The sequence below is a fragment of the Paenibacillus sp. FSL R7-0302 genome, from assembly GCF_038006885.1.
In the GTDB taxonomy this organism is placed as follows: Bacteria; Bacillota; Bacilli; order Paenibacillales; family Paenibacillaceae; genus Paenibacillus_AQ.
Genome location: NZ_JBBOWB010000002.1, coordinates 475,530 through 492,330, shown reverse-complemented (window position 1 = coordinate 492,330; position 16,801 = coordinate 475,530). Strand labels below are relative to the sequence as shown.

Annotated in this window: 10 protein-coding genes; 7 read left to right on the top strand and 3 right to left on the bottom strand. The window is 53.2% G+C overall.

The window, feature by feature from the left end:
- Positions 1–15: 15 nt before the first annotated feature.
- Together MKY96_RS27750 and MKY96_RS27745 are read right to left on the bottom strand one after the other, a co-directional pair.
- Positions 16–816: a WYL domain-containing protein gene (locus tag MKY96_RS27750; RefSeq protein ID WP_340945517.1), complete on the bottom strand. Its 801-nt coding sequence runs from the start codon at positions 814–816 to the stop codon at positions 16–18.
- Entirely contained in the window at positions 803–2,116 is a 1,314-nt protein-coding gene (locus MKY96_RS27745) for a helix-turn-helix transcriptional regulator (protein ID WP_340945515.1), read from the bottom strand. The genes MKY96_RS27750 and MKY96_RS27745 overlap by 14 nt, the downstream gene beginning before the upstream one ends.
- A gap of 177 nt (positions 2,117–2,293) precedes the next feature.
- On the opposite strand from MKY96_RS27745, the gene MKY96_RS27740 reads away from it, so the two are divergent.
- From MKY96_RS27740 to MKY96_RS27720, 5 genes are all read left to right on the top strand, one after another.
- Entirely contained in the window at positions 2,294–3,100 is an 807-nt protein-coding gene (locus MKY96_RS27740) for a nucleotidyltransferase domain-containing protein (protein WP_340945513.1), read from the top strand.
- 202 nt (positions 3,101–3,302) lie between these two features.
- Positions 3,303–4,568, top strand: a complete 1,266-nt coding sequence (locus MKY96_RS27735) for a class I SAM-dependent methyltransferase (protein WP_340945510.1) — start codon at positions 3,303–3,305, stop codon at positions 4,566–4,568.
- 3 nt (positions 4,569–4,571) lie between these two features.
- Positions 4,572–7,181 (top strand): metallophosphoesterase, encoded by a 2,610-nt coding sequence (locus tag MKY96_RS27730; RefSeq protein ID WP_340945507.1) that lies wholly within the window; start codon positions 4,572–4,574, stop codon positions 7,179–7,181.
- A gap of 170 nt (positions 7,182–7,351) precedes the next feature.
- Positions 7,352–7,801 carry a LytTR family DNA-binding domain-containing protein gene (locus tag MKY96_RS27725; protein ID WP_076077197.1) on the top strand — a complete coding sequence of 150 codons (450 nt, stop codon included), beginning with the start codon at positions 7,352–7,354 and terminating at the stop codon, positions 7,799–7,801.
- Complete coding sequence (locus tag MKY96_RS27720) at positions 7,794–8,204, top strand: hypothetical protein (RefSeq protein ID WP_340945505.1); 411 nt, start codon at positions 7,794–7,796, stop codon at positions 8,202–8,204. Before MKY96_RS27725 ends, MKY96_RS27720 begins: the two co-directional genes overlap by 8 nt.
- A gap of 93 nt (positions 8,205–8,297) precedes the next feature.
- Here the strand turns inward: MKY96_RS27720 and MKY96_RS27715 are convergent, their stop codons facing one another.
- The gene (locus MKY96_RS27715; protein ID WP_340945503.1) at positions 8,298–10,679 is read right to left on the bottom strand and encodes a GH36-type glycosyl hydrolase domain-containing protein; all 2,382 of its coding nucleotides are present in this window, start codon (positions 10,677–10,679) and stop codon (positions 8,298–8,300) included.
- A 253-nt stretch (positions 10,680–10,932) separates the two neighbouring features.
- Between MKY96_RS27715 and MKY96_RS27710 the strand changes: the two genes are divergently transcribed.
- Positions 10,933–11,865, top strand: coding sequence for a GNAT family N-acetyltransferase (locus MKY96_RS27710; RefSeq protein WP_340945502.1), 933 nt, complete (start codon positions 10,933–10,935; stop codon positions 11,863–11,865).
- 340 nt (positions 11,866–12,205) lie between these two features.
- A complete protein-coding gene (locus MKY96_RS27705) occupies positions 12,206–16,768 on the top strand; it encodes an S-layer homology domain-containing protein (protein WP_340945500.1) in 4,563 nt (1,520 codons plus the stop codon).
- The last annotated feature ends 33 nt before the right edge of the window (positions 16,769–16,801 follow it).

The following is a 16,801-nucleotide window of genomic DNA, read 5'->3' as shown; positions in this document are numbered from 1 at the left end:
TATTTCCTCGTTTAATTATTCCTCCCCATACCTTCCCACCGCCATCTCCGCCGACTTCAGCATACGCTGCTTCAATTGCTCGCCCTGGGTGATTTTCACGCGCAGGCCCAGGAAGCGGATGCGGGAGAGCAGGAACTCGCTGTCGTCCCTCATGTAGTGGACGGTGATGCGGTAGATCCCGGTAGCTTCATCGAAGGCCACGGACTTATCGAAGCAGGAGAAGGTGGACAAGATCCGCGACAGCTCGGCATTGTAGACAGGAATGACCTGAATGCAGGCGGATTCCTTCAGACCGTCCAGTAGACGGGCGATCCGGGCCTTCAACCCGTCTATCCGGTGGGCGGGGACCGGAGCAGTCTCTACCGATACGATGTTCCGCAGCTTCGTGGACATGAGCGAGCGCTGCCGGGTGCTATACCACTGTAAGTACCACTCCCGCTTATACATATTGTATTCCAGCTTGTGAGGGAAGCCGGACGGGTCGGTCCGTTCCCCGCCATGCTTGATCGCATAGGTGAGCTGAATTCCCTGATTCTCCATGATGATGCGGCGCAGGGGGCGGAGCAGCGGATGATAGACCTGACGCTCCTTGCTGCGGGCCTTCTCGATGATAATCTCTCCTACTTCAATAGAAGCTTCGGCCTCTAGCAGGGAATTCAGTTTACGTAAGGTTTCGGTTGAAAAAGCTTCAGCCGCCGCCGGATGCCCCAGCATCGTCTTCAGCCAGGAACGCTCCTGCGAGGTCAGCGCCAGGGAGCCGGCCTCTTCCAGGCGGGAGATGATCTGGAAGTTGAATATTTTCTCAAAGGGATTCATAGTAGCGCTTAATCTCCTTCCATTCCTCCATGAACTGCTTGCGCAGCCAGCGGGGCTCCAGAATCTCGCAGCTGGAGCCGAAGCTCCGCAGCCACGGCTTGATCTCGAAGATCTCATTCACCGTAATCTCATACAGGAAGGTCGTATCGGATTCCTCTGTAATCACGCCCCACTGGCCCTGAGCCTCGACCCGCTCGCGGATGAAGTTGGCCCCGGACCGGCTGGGGTTATAGAATCGGACGGCGACCTTCACCGCACGGTTGGTATCGGTCACCCAGCTGTGCTCCATCTGGAGCATCAACTGCTGAAGTCTCTGCGCAAATTCCTCTTCTTCTACAGGCTCGCCCTCTTCAACCTGGGTCAGGCCATCCATCCGTAATTTCTTAATCCCGGTCCGGCTGTGATAGCCGATTAGATACCAGCGCCCATACTGATGATCATAGACGACACGCAGTGGAAGAAGGCTATCCGTAATCCCTGCCGATTCCCGCTCGAAGAGGGGGTTGGTGTTCTGGGAGGTGTAGTTCATGCCTTTTTTGGGCGACAGGTAGAGGAATTTGATTCTCCGCCGCTGCTGGATCGCCCCGTGGATCGTATAGAGATGCGCCTCATCCAGAATCCGTGAATGGTAATGGTATTTGTAGCGGTGGGTCTCCGTGGCTTCGGGAAGAATGCCCCGTAACCGCAGCGCCTTCTTCAAGGTGTCACGCAGGAGGTAACCCTGGACAGACGGAATCTGCGTATTGGCAATGACATCTGCATAATCGAACAGGTCGAGTAGCTCGTCATCCGTAAGCTGGTCCAGCAGTTCGTTGGCTGCCTTGTACCGGTAGGGACGCTTCTCATTTACCCTTACAATCACGCCGACCTCCTCCAGGTATTTCAGGTCTCCCCGGATGGTCTTCTCGTCCGGCAGCGGCGAATCGGCAGGCATCTGGTCACAACAGCCGTCATGCAGCTCCTTGGCCGTCAGTTCTTCGCTCTGAAGTGCGGTTAACAGCAGCGTCAGCCGGATGCTCTCCGTCTCCTTCAGCGATTTCGCCCGGAACAGGAACAGGAGCAGCGGATCGGCCGATTCATAGTAATTGTAGCGGAGCCATTCGGACAGCTCGGTGCTTTGTTCTGTAGTCAGATCCTGCTGCAGGACGGTTACCATCTCTTTGAGATTGCGCAGCGTCTTGTCGTAGGTATGTACGGAAATGCCGAGCCGCTCGGCGAATTGCTGCCTGCTGTAAGCTCCCCCGGCTAGTGACAGCATACGGAGAAACTGAATTTCTTTATCGAAGCTTTCCTTGGCCATATGTATACCTCCAGCCTGTAACGCGTTCATGAGTTGTAATAGTTAATACCTCTATTAAGCACCAGAGTTGCTTGAAAGGGAAGGTTTTTTGCCTGCTGCCATACTTTCACCCTGTTCACCCTTGGCAAAATGAGGGAAGATAAGGCCAGTGAAGCCGACTTTGAACGGAGGGATGGCATGAACCCTATCAATACGCTCATCCATGAGCAATTGAAGCAGATTGAACAAGAGGAGCAAGTGACGATCCTCTATGCCTGTGAATCGGGCAGCCGGGCGTGGGGCTTCCCCTCGCAGGACAGCGATTACGATGTGCGGTTCATTTATGTGCATCGGCCGGAGTGGTACCTATCGATCTGGGATACACGGGATGTCATAGAGCGTCCCATTAACAATATGCTGGATATTAGCGGCTGGGATCTGCGCAAAGCGCTGAAGCTGTTCCGTAAATCCAACCCCCCGCTGCTGGAGTGGCTGCAATCTCCAATACAGTATGCTGAGAAATTCAGTGTAGCAGAGCAGCTTAGAGGGATCTCGCCGTATACTTTCTCGCCGCAATCCTGTATGTACCATTACTTGAACATGGCCAAGGGCAACTACCGGGATTATCTCCAGGGAGAGCAGGTGAAGATCAAAAAGTATTTCTACGTGCTGCGCCCGGTGCTGGCCTGCGAGTGGATTCGCCGGTACGGGGAGATGCCGCCGATGGCATTCGAAGTGCTGGTGGACCGGCTGATTCCAAGGGACAGTGAGCTGTGGCAGGTTGTGCAGCAACTGCTGGCCCGGAAGAAATCGGGTGAGGAGCTGGACCTGGAACCGCGGCTGAGTGTGATTAACGAGTATCTGGAGGAGCAACTGCAAGCGCTGGAGCAGACAGCGGCGGCCTACCTGAGTGCTAAGACGGATAATAGGGACGGGCAGCTTGATGCCTTGTTCCGGGAGGCCTTGCGGGAAGTGTGGGGGTTGAATTTAAACTATATAGATTGAACTAAATAATTTAAGTTAAGGGAAAAGTGACGGAGGGGAATTTTGGAACTGTAGGAGCGATAGCGACCGCCTTTATGGTTGGATTTCTACCGCCATTGGCGGTCTAAATCAGGAAATCCAACCATAACAGCGGCCGGAAGTCCAAAACTTCTCTGGAGTCACGGTTAATCCCAAAACAGAAAAAGTTGGGAGGAAGACAATCATGGCTATTGTACAACTGAGATCAACGAACCCGCAGCTAAGTTTCATAATTAAAAAGAATCCGCAGAGCGGCATGCAGCTTCGCCCGGTCCGCCAGGGTATCGCTTACGGCTGGTATTCGGATGAGGCCACTTATAATGTGTATTTCAAGGATGCTGATAATGAGGTCTCCTATAAAAAGAACGAAGGCGAGAGCTTCGAGTATCTCAATGTCTCCCGCTATAACACCCCGTTATTCCCGCTGAATGCGGTGAATGAGTTCTTCTCTACCCCGTTCAAGGCGCGGGATGAGCGGGATGCGGAGGGGTATGAGCACTCTTTTACCATCCAGATGATTCATGTGGAGCGGCTGCACTACATCCGGTTCTTCGAGCAGCATCTGAAGGATTACACGTTCAACCTGGAGCATCAGGCACATAAGAGCTATTCTCTAACCATTACTACGCAGCTAAGCTTATACCACCTCCTGCATGTAGTCAGTGTGCTGTCCTTATTCTTATCGATCTTCGGGGATGAATATATCGATATTTCGGACCGGATTCTGGACAAATATATCCGCAGTCTGAACGTAATGGACGCCCCCTTCTATATCCGCAGCCTGTTTGCCCGGAATCTCCTGAAGACCCGGGAGCAGTTCAAGCGGTACAAGGTGGCGATCGAGCAAACGGAGCGGTATCCGATCGGTCTGGAATATGGCAGTACGGCGATGCAGCGGCGAACGTTCATCTCAGGTGTGCTTCCGTTCGATAAGCCCATTCTGGATATCGGCTGCGGGGAAGGCTTCTACGCCATTCCGTATGCCGGGAAGATCGAGGGCGCTTATTATGCGGTGGACATCAACGAGGAACTGCTGGAGGTCGTGAACCGGAAGGCAAAGGCCAAGGAGCTCGATAACATCGTAACCTTCCGCTCGCTGGAGCATTTCCTGGAGCTGTACAACGGAGAGCAGGTGGATATCATACTGACTGAGGTTGTGGAGCATATGAGTGAGACGGAAGCGGCAGCGCTGATCCGGCAGATCATCCGCCATGTGGATTTCGGGCAGCTGATTGTGACTACGCCGAATGCCGATTTCAATCATTATTATGAGCTGGAGGGCTTCCGGCACGAGGATCACAAGTGGGAAAAGGGTCAGGCGGCGTTCGAAGAGTGGCTGACGGCCACACTGCAAGGGCTGGGCGTAGAAGCCGAATTCTCGCTCGTGGGTGACCGGGTGGGCGACATTCGTACCACGCAGAGCGCGATTGTGCGCAGACAGGAGGGTTAGACCATGGACATTCAGACGAAGGTACACACGATATTCATGCTGGTGGGCGCGACGGAGTGCGGGAAGTCTACTTTTGCCAAGGAAGTGCTGATTCCGCAGCTTAAGGCTGCGGACAGCGCTACAGGTCTGCGCACGAATGTGCAGTACCTCTCCTCGGACCTGATCCGTCAGGAGATCTTGGGCTACGATTACGATAAATATGACCAGGTGATGCTGGAGGCCAGCTCGCATACGTTCGCGCTGTTGTTCGAGCGGCTGAAGCGGGTCACCTCCTGGCCGATTAATGCAGAGTTTGTCATTATGGATACGATTGGTCTCGCCGAGGATTACCGCAGCAAGGTGCGGGCGATTGCCCAGGAGAACCAGTATAATCTGGAGGTCATTCTGTTCGATTACCGTAAGCGGGAGGATTATTATGCCTCGGAGCGCTCGAAGAAGCTGATCTCGGGCCACCTGAACCGGCTGCGCCGCGAAGTGCTGCCTGTGCTGTCCCGTGAGGGCTACCATAGTATTCATAAGGTGCGGGCGAAGGATTTTCTGCTGGAAGGTCTGGAAGGTACTGATGATTCGGGGGAAAAGCGGCCGAACCCGGATTACCGGGTGCACATTCAGGACTGGGAGGCGTATGCCGCTGCGGTGCTTCCGCAGGAGCAGGAATACATTGTGGTCGGGGACGTACACGAGTGCGTTCAAGAGCTGCAAGGGCTGCTGCGCAGCTACGGCTACCGGATCGAGGATGGGAAGCTAAGTGCTACGGATAAGCTGAAGAATACACGGATCATCCTGGCGGGCGACTGGATCGATAAGGGCAAGCAGACCCGGGAGATCATCGAGTTCTTGTATAGCAATCGGGAGCATTTCCTGTTCGTAATAGGTAACCATGAGAATTTCATCTACAAGTACCTGCGGGGGGAGATCAAGGGGACTGAGCCGGATCTGCTGAGAACCTATTTCGATTCCACTCAGGTATTACAGGAGGACGAGGAGCTGTTCCGTCAATTCTCCGTGCTGGTGGAGCGGGCGAAGCCCTTTTACCGTTATATCGGGAATCGGGGGCCTTCCTTCTATGTGACGCATGCCCCTTGCCGCAATAAGTATGTCGGGAAGCTGGATACGAATTCGCAGCGCCATCAGCGGAACTTCAGGCTGGACCGTGAATCTGCGTATGAGCAGCAGCTGGAATTCCTGAAGGAGGAGGCGGAGGGTAATCATCCGTTTCATCTGTTCGGACATATTGCCGCCAAGCAGACGTTCCGGATCAAGAACAAATTACATCTGGATACGGGGGCGGTGCATGGGAACGGGCTGACTTCTGTCCTTATAACCTTCAAGCCGTTCTACAAAAGCCATAGATCCCGGCAGCAGCTATTGCAGGAAGATTTGCCTGTCCTGTTCCGCGAAGTGAGCACGGTCTCCGTGGAGGAGCTGGATGCGGAGTCCATGCGCAGACTGCACTATTCCTCGCAGAATAAGGTCAACTTCATCTCCGGGACGATGTCGCCTGCGGATAAGGATGAAGTAGCAGGCGAGCTGGAGTCACTGCGCAAGGGATTGGATTATTTTGCCGGACGCGGGGTGTATGAGGTGGTCCTTCAGCCCAAGTATATGGGCTCGCGCTGCACAGTGTATCTGTACCGGGACGTAGAGCATTGCTATGCGGTTAGCCGCAACGGTTATAAGGTCAAGGCTGTAGATCTGACGCCGGTCTATCAAGGTCTGCTGGACCGGTTCGGGGCGTATACGGAGGAGCAAGACATCCGCGTGCTGCTGCTGGACGGGGAGCTTTTGCCCTGGAAGGCGCTGGGGGAAGGGCTGATTGAACGCCAGTTCCAGCCGATTGGGCGGGCACTGGAGAACGAGCTTGCGTTCCTGAGAGAGCACGGGTTCGAGGAATCGCTCGGCGAGCTGATCCGGGAGTATGAAGCCAGCGGGTTCGAGCAGGACCAGCATCATCTGACCAAAGAGGCGCTTAACACCAGCTACGGCGCTCATGTGTACCAGACGTATAAGTATGTCCGCAGCATCCGGGATGCCTATGTGGGGCTTGACCAGCGGGACGAAGCGTACCGGGTGTATAAGCAGCAGCTGGAGCTGTATGCGGGGGATGCGGAGCTTGCGTATAAGCCGTTTGCCATCTTAAAGGAAGTGCTGGAGAGCGGGGAGGAACGGATGCCGGAGGGAGTAACCTCAGAGCAGTACCGCTTCCTGAATGACGATGAGATCCTGGTGCTGGACCTGCAGGAGCCGGAGGCTTACAGCCGGGCAGAGGAATATTTCGCTGCCATTACCGTTGAGCAGAAGATGGAGGGGATCGTGATCAAGCCGGAGCAAGAGCAGCCTGGAGTGGTTCCTTACCTGAAGGTCCGCAATCCCGGGTACCTGTCGATCATCTACGGCTACGATTACAGATTCCCGCACAAGTATGCCAAGCTGATGAAGCAGAAGAACATCGTGCCCAAGCTGCGGACATCCCTTGCCGAGTACCGGCTGGGTAAGCAAATGCTGGAGATTAAGCTGGAGGAGATCTCGGCCGACAACAGTGCCTATAAGCAGATTGCCGCGAACCTGTTGTTCGAGGTGACGAAGGAGAAGGAGATCGATCCGAGGTTATAAAATGTCAAGGCAGGCTGCCGGGAAGCTCCCGGCAGTCTTGTTCGCGTACCTGTTTAGCCGCAGAAGGAGCTAAAATGAAACAAAACGCCAGATTCCTGCAAGAAAACGCAGATTGATGGTCAAGACGCTTTTAGGATAATAATATGGGTGTTGAGAGGAGGCAGTGCCAGTTGGAGATTAGATTTGAAGCAGACAGCGGGATGGACCGGGGATTGGCCAAGGTCGTTACGCATCCGGCAGAACAGGAACAATGGAAACGCCTTGAGGCTGCCCTTCAGGCGGCAGAGAAGCGGATCACCGTCATCAATGCCCGCAATAACCGCCAGGTCACTCTGGAAGCGGGCAAGGTTGCAGTCATAGAGGCGGAGGGCCGGATGTGCAGTGTGCGGCTCATTACCGGAGAGATGTACCTGCTGAACACGAGGCTGAAGTTTGCGCTGGATGCGCTGGATGCGCCCGGGTTCATCAAGATCAACAACCAGACCATCATCAATACCCGCTATATCAAAGAATTCTCGGCAACCGCTAATGCGCGGGTGGAAGTCCTGCTGACGAATGATAGTTCTTATACTGTCAGCCGCTACTATATCAATCATTTCAGGAGGAGTTATCATGGCTAATCAGCTCAAGCAAGCATTCTTTCAGGTATTTACCCTTACGTCACTCTGGGTCACGCTGCTGTTAACGGTGTTCTTCAGGGATCAGCCAGTGGAGATGCTGTATCTGTGGCGTCTGGCGGGCATCGCCGCCATCGCTGCTGTGCTATTCGGCGTCATGTACAATGTGCTGTGGAATCACTTCACGCTGAAGCCGCTGTGGAATATTCTTATTGGATCGATTCTCAGTATTGCAGGCGGAATGGGCATGGTGTGGTTGTTCTCTGTCGAGATGTTCGATTCCATCAGTGCCTGGTGGCCTGGAATGCTGCTGTTATCCGTGATCCTGCATACGGTCGCGTTCTACTTCTATGCCAGAGCGAACAGCAGGAAGTCGGCAGAAGAGCTGAATAAGATTTTGAAGTAACATGATGCGTGATGCCAAAAGAAGGAGAGCACCCGCCGGGGCTGCTCTCCTTCTTCGTATATACACTATGCCGTTCCTTGGACCGGCTTGGAGTTAACCCATCACAACCAGCACATCGTTCTCTGCCGCCATCCGGGACACAGGAATCAGGTTGCCCTGGATTTCTTCGCCATTGATGACGATGCGGGAGACGCCCTTCTGGACGCCGTGCTTGTTCTCCACCTGGATATTCAGCTTCTTCCCGCGGAATTCGCGCACCATGGAGAAGTCGGTCCAGTCCGAAGGGACACACGGGTCCAGACGTAGGCCGTCCTTCTGCGGCTGAACGCCCATAATGCCCTCTGCCAGTGAGACCATAACAGTGGAGGCTGTGCCGGTCAGCCAGTGCACATGGGCCCGGCCCTGATACGGGCTGTCCTTGGACTCCACGAATTGGCCGTGGACGTAAGGCTCCAGCTTGCGGACCTCCGCATTCTCATTCATTGTGGCCGGGCTGCAGTTCAGGAAGTACTCGAACGCGCGTTCACCGTTACCAATCACCGTTTCCGCCAGGATGAGCCAGCCCTGCGGCTGGCTGAAGATGCCGCCGTTCTCCTTGGTCGAAGCGTTGAACAGCGCCATCAGTGCTACCGGCAAGCCGTATTTGCGGAATGGCGGGTAGAACAGCATCGTGCCGTAATCGGTCCGCAGATTGTCATAGACCTTGTCCATGGCGAGCTTCGCCTGTTCAGGGCGGGCCGCGCCGCTTAGCACCGACCAGCTCTGCGGGTTCAGCCAGATTCGGCCCTCGTCGTTCTCCCAGGAGCCGATGGTATAGTTGTCCTCGGTGAAGCCGCGGACGAACTGATCCTTCTCCCAGGCATACTTCTGGATATTACCGTCCAACTCCTCCAGCAGGCCTTGTGCCCACGCAGCATCCTCCGGCTTGTTCTTGTTCTCCGCGATGTCCATGAATACCTTGAAGCCCATGTACAGCTGGAAGGCCACGAACAGCGATTCGCCCTTGGCGCCAAGCCGCAGACAATCGTTCCAGTCGGCATGAAGTCCAACCGGCATGCCGTGGGCACCCATCCGGTCGAGACTGAATTGAAGTGCCTGCCGCAGGTGCTCATATACCGTAGCTTCGCCTTGATCCGAATAAGGAATGACCTCATCGGTGAAGTCCCAGTTCCCGCTCTCATTCAGATACTTGATTACCGTCGGGAATAGCCACAGAGCGTCATCGGCCCGGTAGTGAGGATGTCCGGTCTCCCGCACATATTCAGGGTCGTCCGGTGTTCCTTCATGACCCGGATTATGGTCGAATTTCACCAGCGGCAGCCCGCCGCCGTTGGATACCTGGGCAGAGATCATCAGCCGCAGGCGTTCAAGAGCCATCTCATGGTCCAGATGGATAATGCCCTGGATGTCCTGCACCGTATCCCGGTAGCCGAGCCCGTTGCGCAATCCGGAGTACTGGAAGGAGGCAGCACGCGACCAGATGAAGGTAATGAAGCACTGGTAAGCATTCCACGTGTTGATCATATGGTTCAGATTGCTGCTTGGCGTCTGCACCTGGAAGCGGTTAAGCTTGCTGTGCCAGAAGGTCTTCAGCTCTTCAAGCTCCCGGTCTACCACGGACAAATCCTGGTAGTGGCTAAGAATGCCGGAGGCTCCCTCTTCATCATATTGTCCCAGCAGGAAGGCGACTTCCTTCTCTTCCCCCGGCTGTAGCTCCACATTGAGCTGCAAGGCACCGCAGGCATTGGTATTATAGTTCAGCGAATTGGAGCATTGACCGTTCTCCACGGAGAGCGGATTCCCGTAGCTGCGGTAATCTCCAAGGAACGTATCGCGGTCTCCGTCATAACCGGCCACCTCTGCTCCGGCCGCGCCGAAGAATCTCCAGGTTTGCTCTCCCGCGATGTTTTCATTGATGACTTGAAGAATTTTATCGTGCTTGAAGTAGGTCCGGGAAATAAACAGCGTGTATTGCAGGTTCACAGTATCTTGCTCATAGTTGTTGTCATTGGTGAATTCGGCGAAGCCGAAGAGGGCCAGCTTGCGAGTCGCAGTGCCGTCATTGCGGATCTTCATGCGCCATACTTCATAGGTCTTGTTCAGCGGTACGTAGTATAAGGACTCGGTATGAATGTTGTCATAATCTGAGACGATGTTCGTGTATCCGGTTCCATGATGGCAGACGGACTTGTATTGCTCCAGATCCTTGCCTACCGGCTGCCAGGAGCCGGACCAATAATCCCCGTTCTCCAGGTCTTTGACATAAATGTAGCGCCCAGGCTCGTCCTTGGAGTTGAAGTGATAGCGGATATGCCGTCCGTTGGCCCCGGATTTCATGAAGCTGTAGCCCCCGGCGTTACCTGAGATAATTGCACCGTATTCCGGCGAACCGAGATAGTTGGCCCAAGGAGCAGGCGTATTCGGCTTCGTAATCAGGTACTCTTTGTTCTTGTCGTCAAAATGACCGTATTGCATAACCATTCCTCCTCATGATAGATGACAGGCAGGGCTATGAACGCGCGTTCATAAATGACCGAAGAATCCCGCCCAATTCCATTATAAGACAGTTGTGGTCTGACAATATACCCTATATTTGAGAAAAAAACAAACAGTAGAGTCTTTTTATAGCAGTTTCCTATATTTGAATGGGCACATAGCCTTGTTAAGATCAAAAGGAAGGTCTATGTGAGTGCAGCCGAATGGCTGGAGGTATAAGGAGGAGTGCAGGATGAGTGTAAAGCAATGGTCTGAAGATACGATATCCTACGATTTAAATGGTGAATGGTCTATCCGCAGAGCAGAGCCCGAGGAGTGGGGAGTATATTGCTCCGTCTATTATAACATGCAGTATAACGGCTTTTTTAGAGAAGAAGGTTATACGAATCCGCGCAGGAATGCCTTTTGGATATACAAGGGGGAGAGTAGAATCGGCGGAGTCCGGATGTCACCGAATGTGATCTACCATCTCTTTGTAATCCCTCCGTTTAACGATTCATTCGGAATATTGAAGCAGCTTAAAAAGTTGTTGATTCAGTGGTCTGACCGGAAGGAACCGATACGGACCTATGAGGTTCTGCCGGATCAGGTTCAGCTATACGCGCGGGCAGGCTTCTGGCCGGATGAATTCAGATGCCGCTGGATGCAGCGGCCTACAGAAGAGTTCCACATCAGCTGGGAGGACAATCTGCGGATTGAGAGTCCTGAAGTGGAAGTAACTGAGGAGGGAGGCAAACGGTTCATCCTTGCAGAAGAGATTGCCCGCTGTGATTTTGAGAGCTTTAGAGGGGGCTTAGATGCGACCCGGCGGAAGCAAACTGCTGTGAAAGATTTCCTGCCTACTGATCCTAGTTACTCTAATGAAAAATTAACACAGGCCTCCACACTGGTATTTGATAAGGCCACGGGACAGCTCATTGCCAATTGCCGGCTGTGTCTGCAAGATCATGTGGCGGCAGTCTATAGCATCGGCGTTAACCCCCCCTATCGTGGGAGAAGACTGGCTACACGGATGCTGCAAAGAGCGCTGACGATGCTGAAGGGGACTTATCCGCTGCTGAGATTGTATGTAATGGAGGGAAATGATGCGGAATCTGTGTACTATAATCTCGGGTTTAAGCCCGGGGTGCAGGAGGTTCAGAAGATGTATATCCCGGTGAATTAACGGAAATAAGCGATCCGCAGGATCAACCAGGGCACCCTTAGGGTGTCTTTTTTTAACTTTTCAAATGAACCGCAACACAAGGTTGGGAGGGAATTCGTAATTACGCAATGATCTTTGTCACAAAAAAGGGGATTTGTAGAGTTAATGTAGAGGACTGTCGGATAGTATTAGAAACTAAGAGATTATTATACACAACCTGTCGGTATCCGTATCGCACGATTTGGTGAACGCCTGCAAAGGAAGGGAGGATTTTACAGGTAATAGGCAAGCGGTCTATGAACAATAGGAAGTGTCGGCTGATCCAATAAAAGTCCCTTTAGATGAGGAGAACAAAAAAAAGATGACAACATCGAAGAAATGGAATAAAAGAGGTTCCCGCGCTCTGGCAGCCTCGTTGTCGATTGCGCTGGTTGCTGCCAACTTTGCGCTGGCCGGACCCGTGGCCCATGCGGCTGTAGCGGATAATGATGGTTCGGAACAAATTTTCACTTCAGAGAAGTACCGGAGTTTCACCAAGCCGGATAGCGGAGCTGTTAACCTAACCTTCCCGGAACTCTCCATTACCGCAGATCCTGATGAGATGATGACGGGGGCTACGGTTGTCATTAACGGGTACAAGCAGGGTGACCAGATTACGTTCGTAACTGCCGGTACAGGAATTACAGCTACCTCCGTCACAGGGAACGGTGTTTATATCTTAAAAGGCGAGGCTTCGACCGAAGTGTATCAGAATGTACTGGAGAACGCCAAATTTACCATGACATCGCCAGGAGAGCGCAGTCTGACCTTCGGCCTTGGTCCTGTCCCGGCCTTTAATAAAAATGGCCATTTCTATGAGTATGTGGGAGAAGAAAACAGTATCACGTGGCCGAAAGCCAAGGCAGATGCCGAGAAGAAGAGTTATTATGGTCGCCAAGGGTATCTTGTGACGATTACCGACCCGGATGAGAACGCTTTTATTGCTGAAAAGGCGCAGGGGATTGGCTGGATTGGCGGGAAAGACATAGCCCGGACGGAAGATGCGAACGGTAGAGCCAACACGCGGGTCTTCACCTTGCAAAGCAACAAATATAACGGCTACGGCGATTGGCGCTGGGTGACCGGACCGGAAGGAAAGTTGGAGTACGAAGGCAAATCGGGCCTTCCCTTCTATAAAGGTTATGCCGCTCAAGGCGGCTTGAATGATTCCGCCAAGGTGACGGATGACACATATGGTCTTGGCAGTAACCATATCATGCACAATAACTGGGATGCTGGGGAGCCAAATGACGCCACGTTCGAACATGTAGTGCATATCTTTGCAAACGGTAAATGGAATGATTATCCAACTAGCGGTCAGGTGGTAAAAGCCTACCTTGTTGAATACGGCGGCATGCCAGGCGATTCCAACACCAGCATTAACACAACCATAACACTGGTGGATAAAACACCGCTGAAAACGGATGCCGGTGAAGCGCAGGGAATTCTCGACCTCGCTCCGCAGGTCTATACGAAGCAGTCTCTGGCCGTTCTTAAAAAGGCAGTAGATGATGCCAACGCTGTTCTTGAAGATGAACATGCTTCTCCTGAAGAGGTTGAGGCTGCCCGCAAGAGCGTGGCGGATGCGGTTGAGGGACTGGTGAAGCAGCCGCCTGTGGCTGACAGTGCGAGCTATACAGCCGGAAGAAACGATCAGGTATCCATAAAGTTTGACAAACCGGTCAAATTCAATGGAAACGATGCGGACCCTACAGACGACTTCAGAGTGACATTGGACGGAAAACTGGTTGATGTTACGAATGCTGTAGTATCGTCCGAAGATCCTAGTGTCATTATTCTGACTCTGGCCAGCCCGCTGGTTAATGACCCTGTGGTTAGAATCGAATACGATGACGCACAATCGGCAATCCAGGCTCAGACACCGGGGAAGGAGCCAGTGTCCGACTTTACGCTTATTGCGAACGGACCGTTTGGTGATTCCTTGGAAATTGAAACGCCTGCTAAGGGAACAGAGGTATATGGAGCAGACTTCCCGCTCCCGGTAACCGGACAAGCTGCACTGGACTCGGTGGTTACGGCTGCTGTGTATAAAGTGGATGTCCACCCGAATGCGCATCTGTTCGACCTTGAGGTAGGGATTACTGTAACCGATGATGTCTATAAGTGGGATACCAAGCTACCGGGTCCGCTGGCACCAGGCTCCTACCATGTGGCGGTGACTTCGACTAAGACATTCGGCGATGAAGTAAGAACAGAAACGAAGCTGGTGCCGTTCACGGTACCACAGCTGGAATTGACCCATGTGGCAGTCAACGAAGGTCAGCCGGATCACGCGGTATTGACATTCAACCAGCCTGTAGGTTCCATGTTGACCGAGGCTGATCTTACCGGACTTACCGTCGATGGACGGAAGGTTATAGCTGTGAAGTCCGTACAGGGCGATAAAGTAGAAGTCGTTCTGGAGGAAGCGCTTGGTCCAAATGATGCATTGGTCGTAGGGTACGATCCTGCTGCCGGTAATGTTACGGCTGAGGGCAACGTCCTGAACGAATTGAAGCCGATCCAGGCCGGCGACCAGTCAGGCATCACGAAGGATAACAATGTAATTCCGCTTCAGCTGATTGCCGCCTATCCCGAAGCGGGCAAGCTTAAGCTGGTGTTCAACAAGCCGATCAACGATCTGACCGATCTGGCCGGATTCACTTACGGCGGCGTGCCGCTTCAGGCACCTTTTGAGATTAACGGCAATGAACTGATTGTTCCGATTCCCGCTGATCATAACGGCGGCATGTTGAGCTACGATCCAGAGCTTGGCAACGTAACGGAGAATGGCAACAAGAATAACCCGCTTACGGGTCTGCAGCCGGGAATTGATCTTGGCGGGGATTCCAAGTATATCTCAGAGGCAGGCAAGCTGCCTGAGAACGGTCTGGGATTAAGTGTTGGAGATAAGCCGGTATCGCTGCATCCGGGCTTCCAGCCGGATGTACCAAGCGGCTACCTGGCAACCGTGCCTAATGAGACGGATTCCATCGCCCTGAATCTTGCTCCAGCAGGAGATAACGATACGCTGCGCAAGGTAAGCCTGAACGGTGTAGAGGTGCCTGACGGTGACTGGAGCAAGCTGCCGCTTCAGGAAGGGCTGAATACCATTCAGGTGGATATTGTGGATGCGAAGAACCCAGGCATTAAGCTGGGGCAATACCAAATTCAGGTCATCCGCGCCAGCGGGAAGCTGGTTTCACTTGAGCCTTCCAACGGTACCTTGCAGCCGGAGTTCAAGCCCGAAATTGATAAGTATGAAGCAACTGTAAGCAATAGTGTGTATGAAATTTCCCTTAAGCCGTTTACGCTGGACCCGGGAGCCGTAGTAACGCTCAGCATTGCGGGTGAAGCTCCGGTAGAGGTTACGAACGGTCAATGGAGCAAAGCGCTCCCTCTAAAAGTAGGCAAGAATGAAGTTCTGGTTACCGTCAAGGATTCTGCTGGTAAAACGAACACTTATACGATAATCGTTACCAGACAAGAGCCTGTTTCGAGTGGCGGCGGAGGCTCCGCACCTGCTCCTGCTCCAGATACCACCAAAACCGAAGTCATTGAGGTAGATGTGGCTATCGGCGGAGCCAATGCGGCTGGCATCACGAAAGTGCCGGTCCAGCGGACAACTCACAGCAACGGAACGATAACGGATCTGGTCCGCTTCACCAAGGATAAGGCCGAAGAAGCAGTGAAGATGGCGAAAGAGACGGGACAAAGCATCGCCCGTGTGGTCATTCCGGATCCGGCAGACAATGTCAGCGAAGTGAATGTCCAGATTCCGGCAGAGACTGCCAAATTGCTGAAAGAGAATGGCATTGTGCTTGAAATCTACACGGAGAATGCGATCATCCGTATCCCGAACGCTTCTCTGGAAGGAATCGGGCAGGATTTCTATTTCCGGCTAGTACCGGTAAGGAATGCAGCAGAGCGCAATGAGATTGAGAAGAGAGCCACACTTGAGGCTGTAGTCCGTGAAGTGGCGAAGGACAATCGAATTGAAGTGGTCGCCAGACCGATGACCATCGAGACGAACCTGTCCAGCCGGGCGGTAACTCTGATTCTGCCGCTCAAAGATGTGAAGCTGCCTGCGAACGAAGCGGCGCGTAATGCCTTCCTCGCACAGCTCGGTATTTTCATTGAACATACTGACGGCACGAAAGAGGTTGTCAAAGGCAAAGCGGTTACCTATAAAGAGGGACTGCTTGGACTGGAATTCTCGGTAAGCAAATTCAGTACCTTTACGATTATCAACTTCAATAATCAGTCGCCTGCTACGCATGTATCCTATATCGTTGGCTTCCCGGATGGTCAATTCAAGCCGGACGATCGGGTAACGCGCTCGCAAATGGCACTTATGATTGCCCGGAACCTGGGCTATGATGCTAGTGCGGCTGTAGGCACTCCTCCCTTCCCGGATGTGGCTGTCCGCCATTATGCGGCAGCAGCTATTGCCTTCGTGAATGCACAGGGCGTGATGAAGGGTGATCCGGCCGGGAAATTCCGGGGCAATGCACCGATTACGAGAGCAGAGATGGCCGCTGCTGCTGCCAACTACCTGAAGCTTGCCGTACCGGCAGACGGAAAATCGAGCTTCAGCGATACAACTGGACATTGGGCCCAGGCTGTAATTGAAGCCAACGTGTCGGCAGGCCTGCTCAAGGGCTACCCGGACGGCAGCTTCAAGCCGAATGCTTATCTGACCCGTGCGGAAGCAGTAGTCATTGTTAATCAGATGTTTGACCGCGGCCCGCTCCATGGAGCAGATGCGGTGAAATTCCCGGATGTCTCCAAGAATCATTGGGCCTATCTGGATATCCAGGAGGCTATCATCGACCATCAGTACCGGATCGACAGTGAACAGAAGGAACAACGGGTTACAGAATAAATGGATAGGGGTTGGAGGAGAGATCATTTCTCC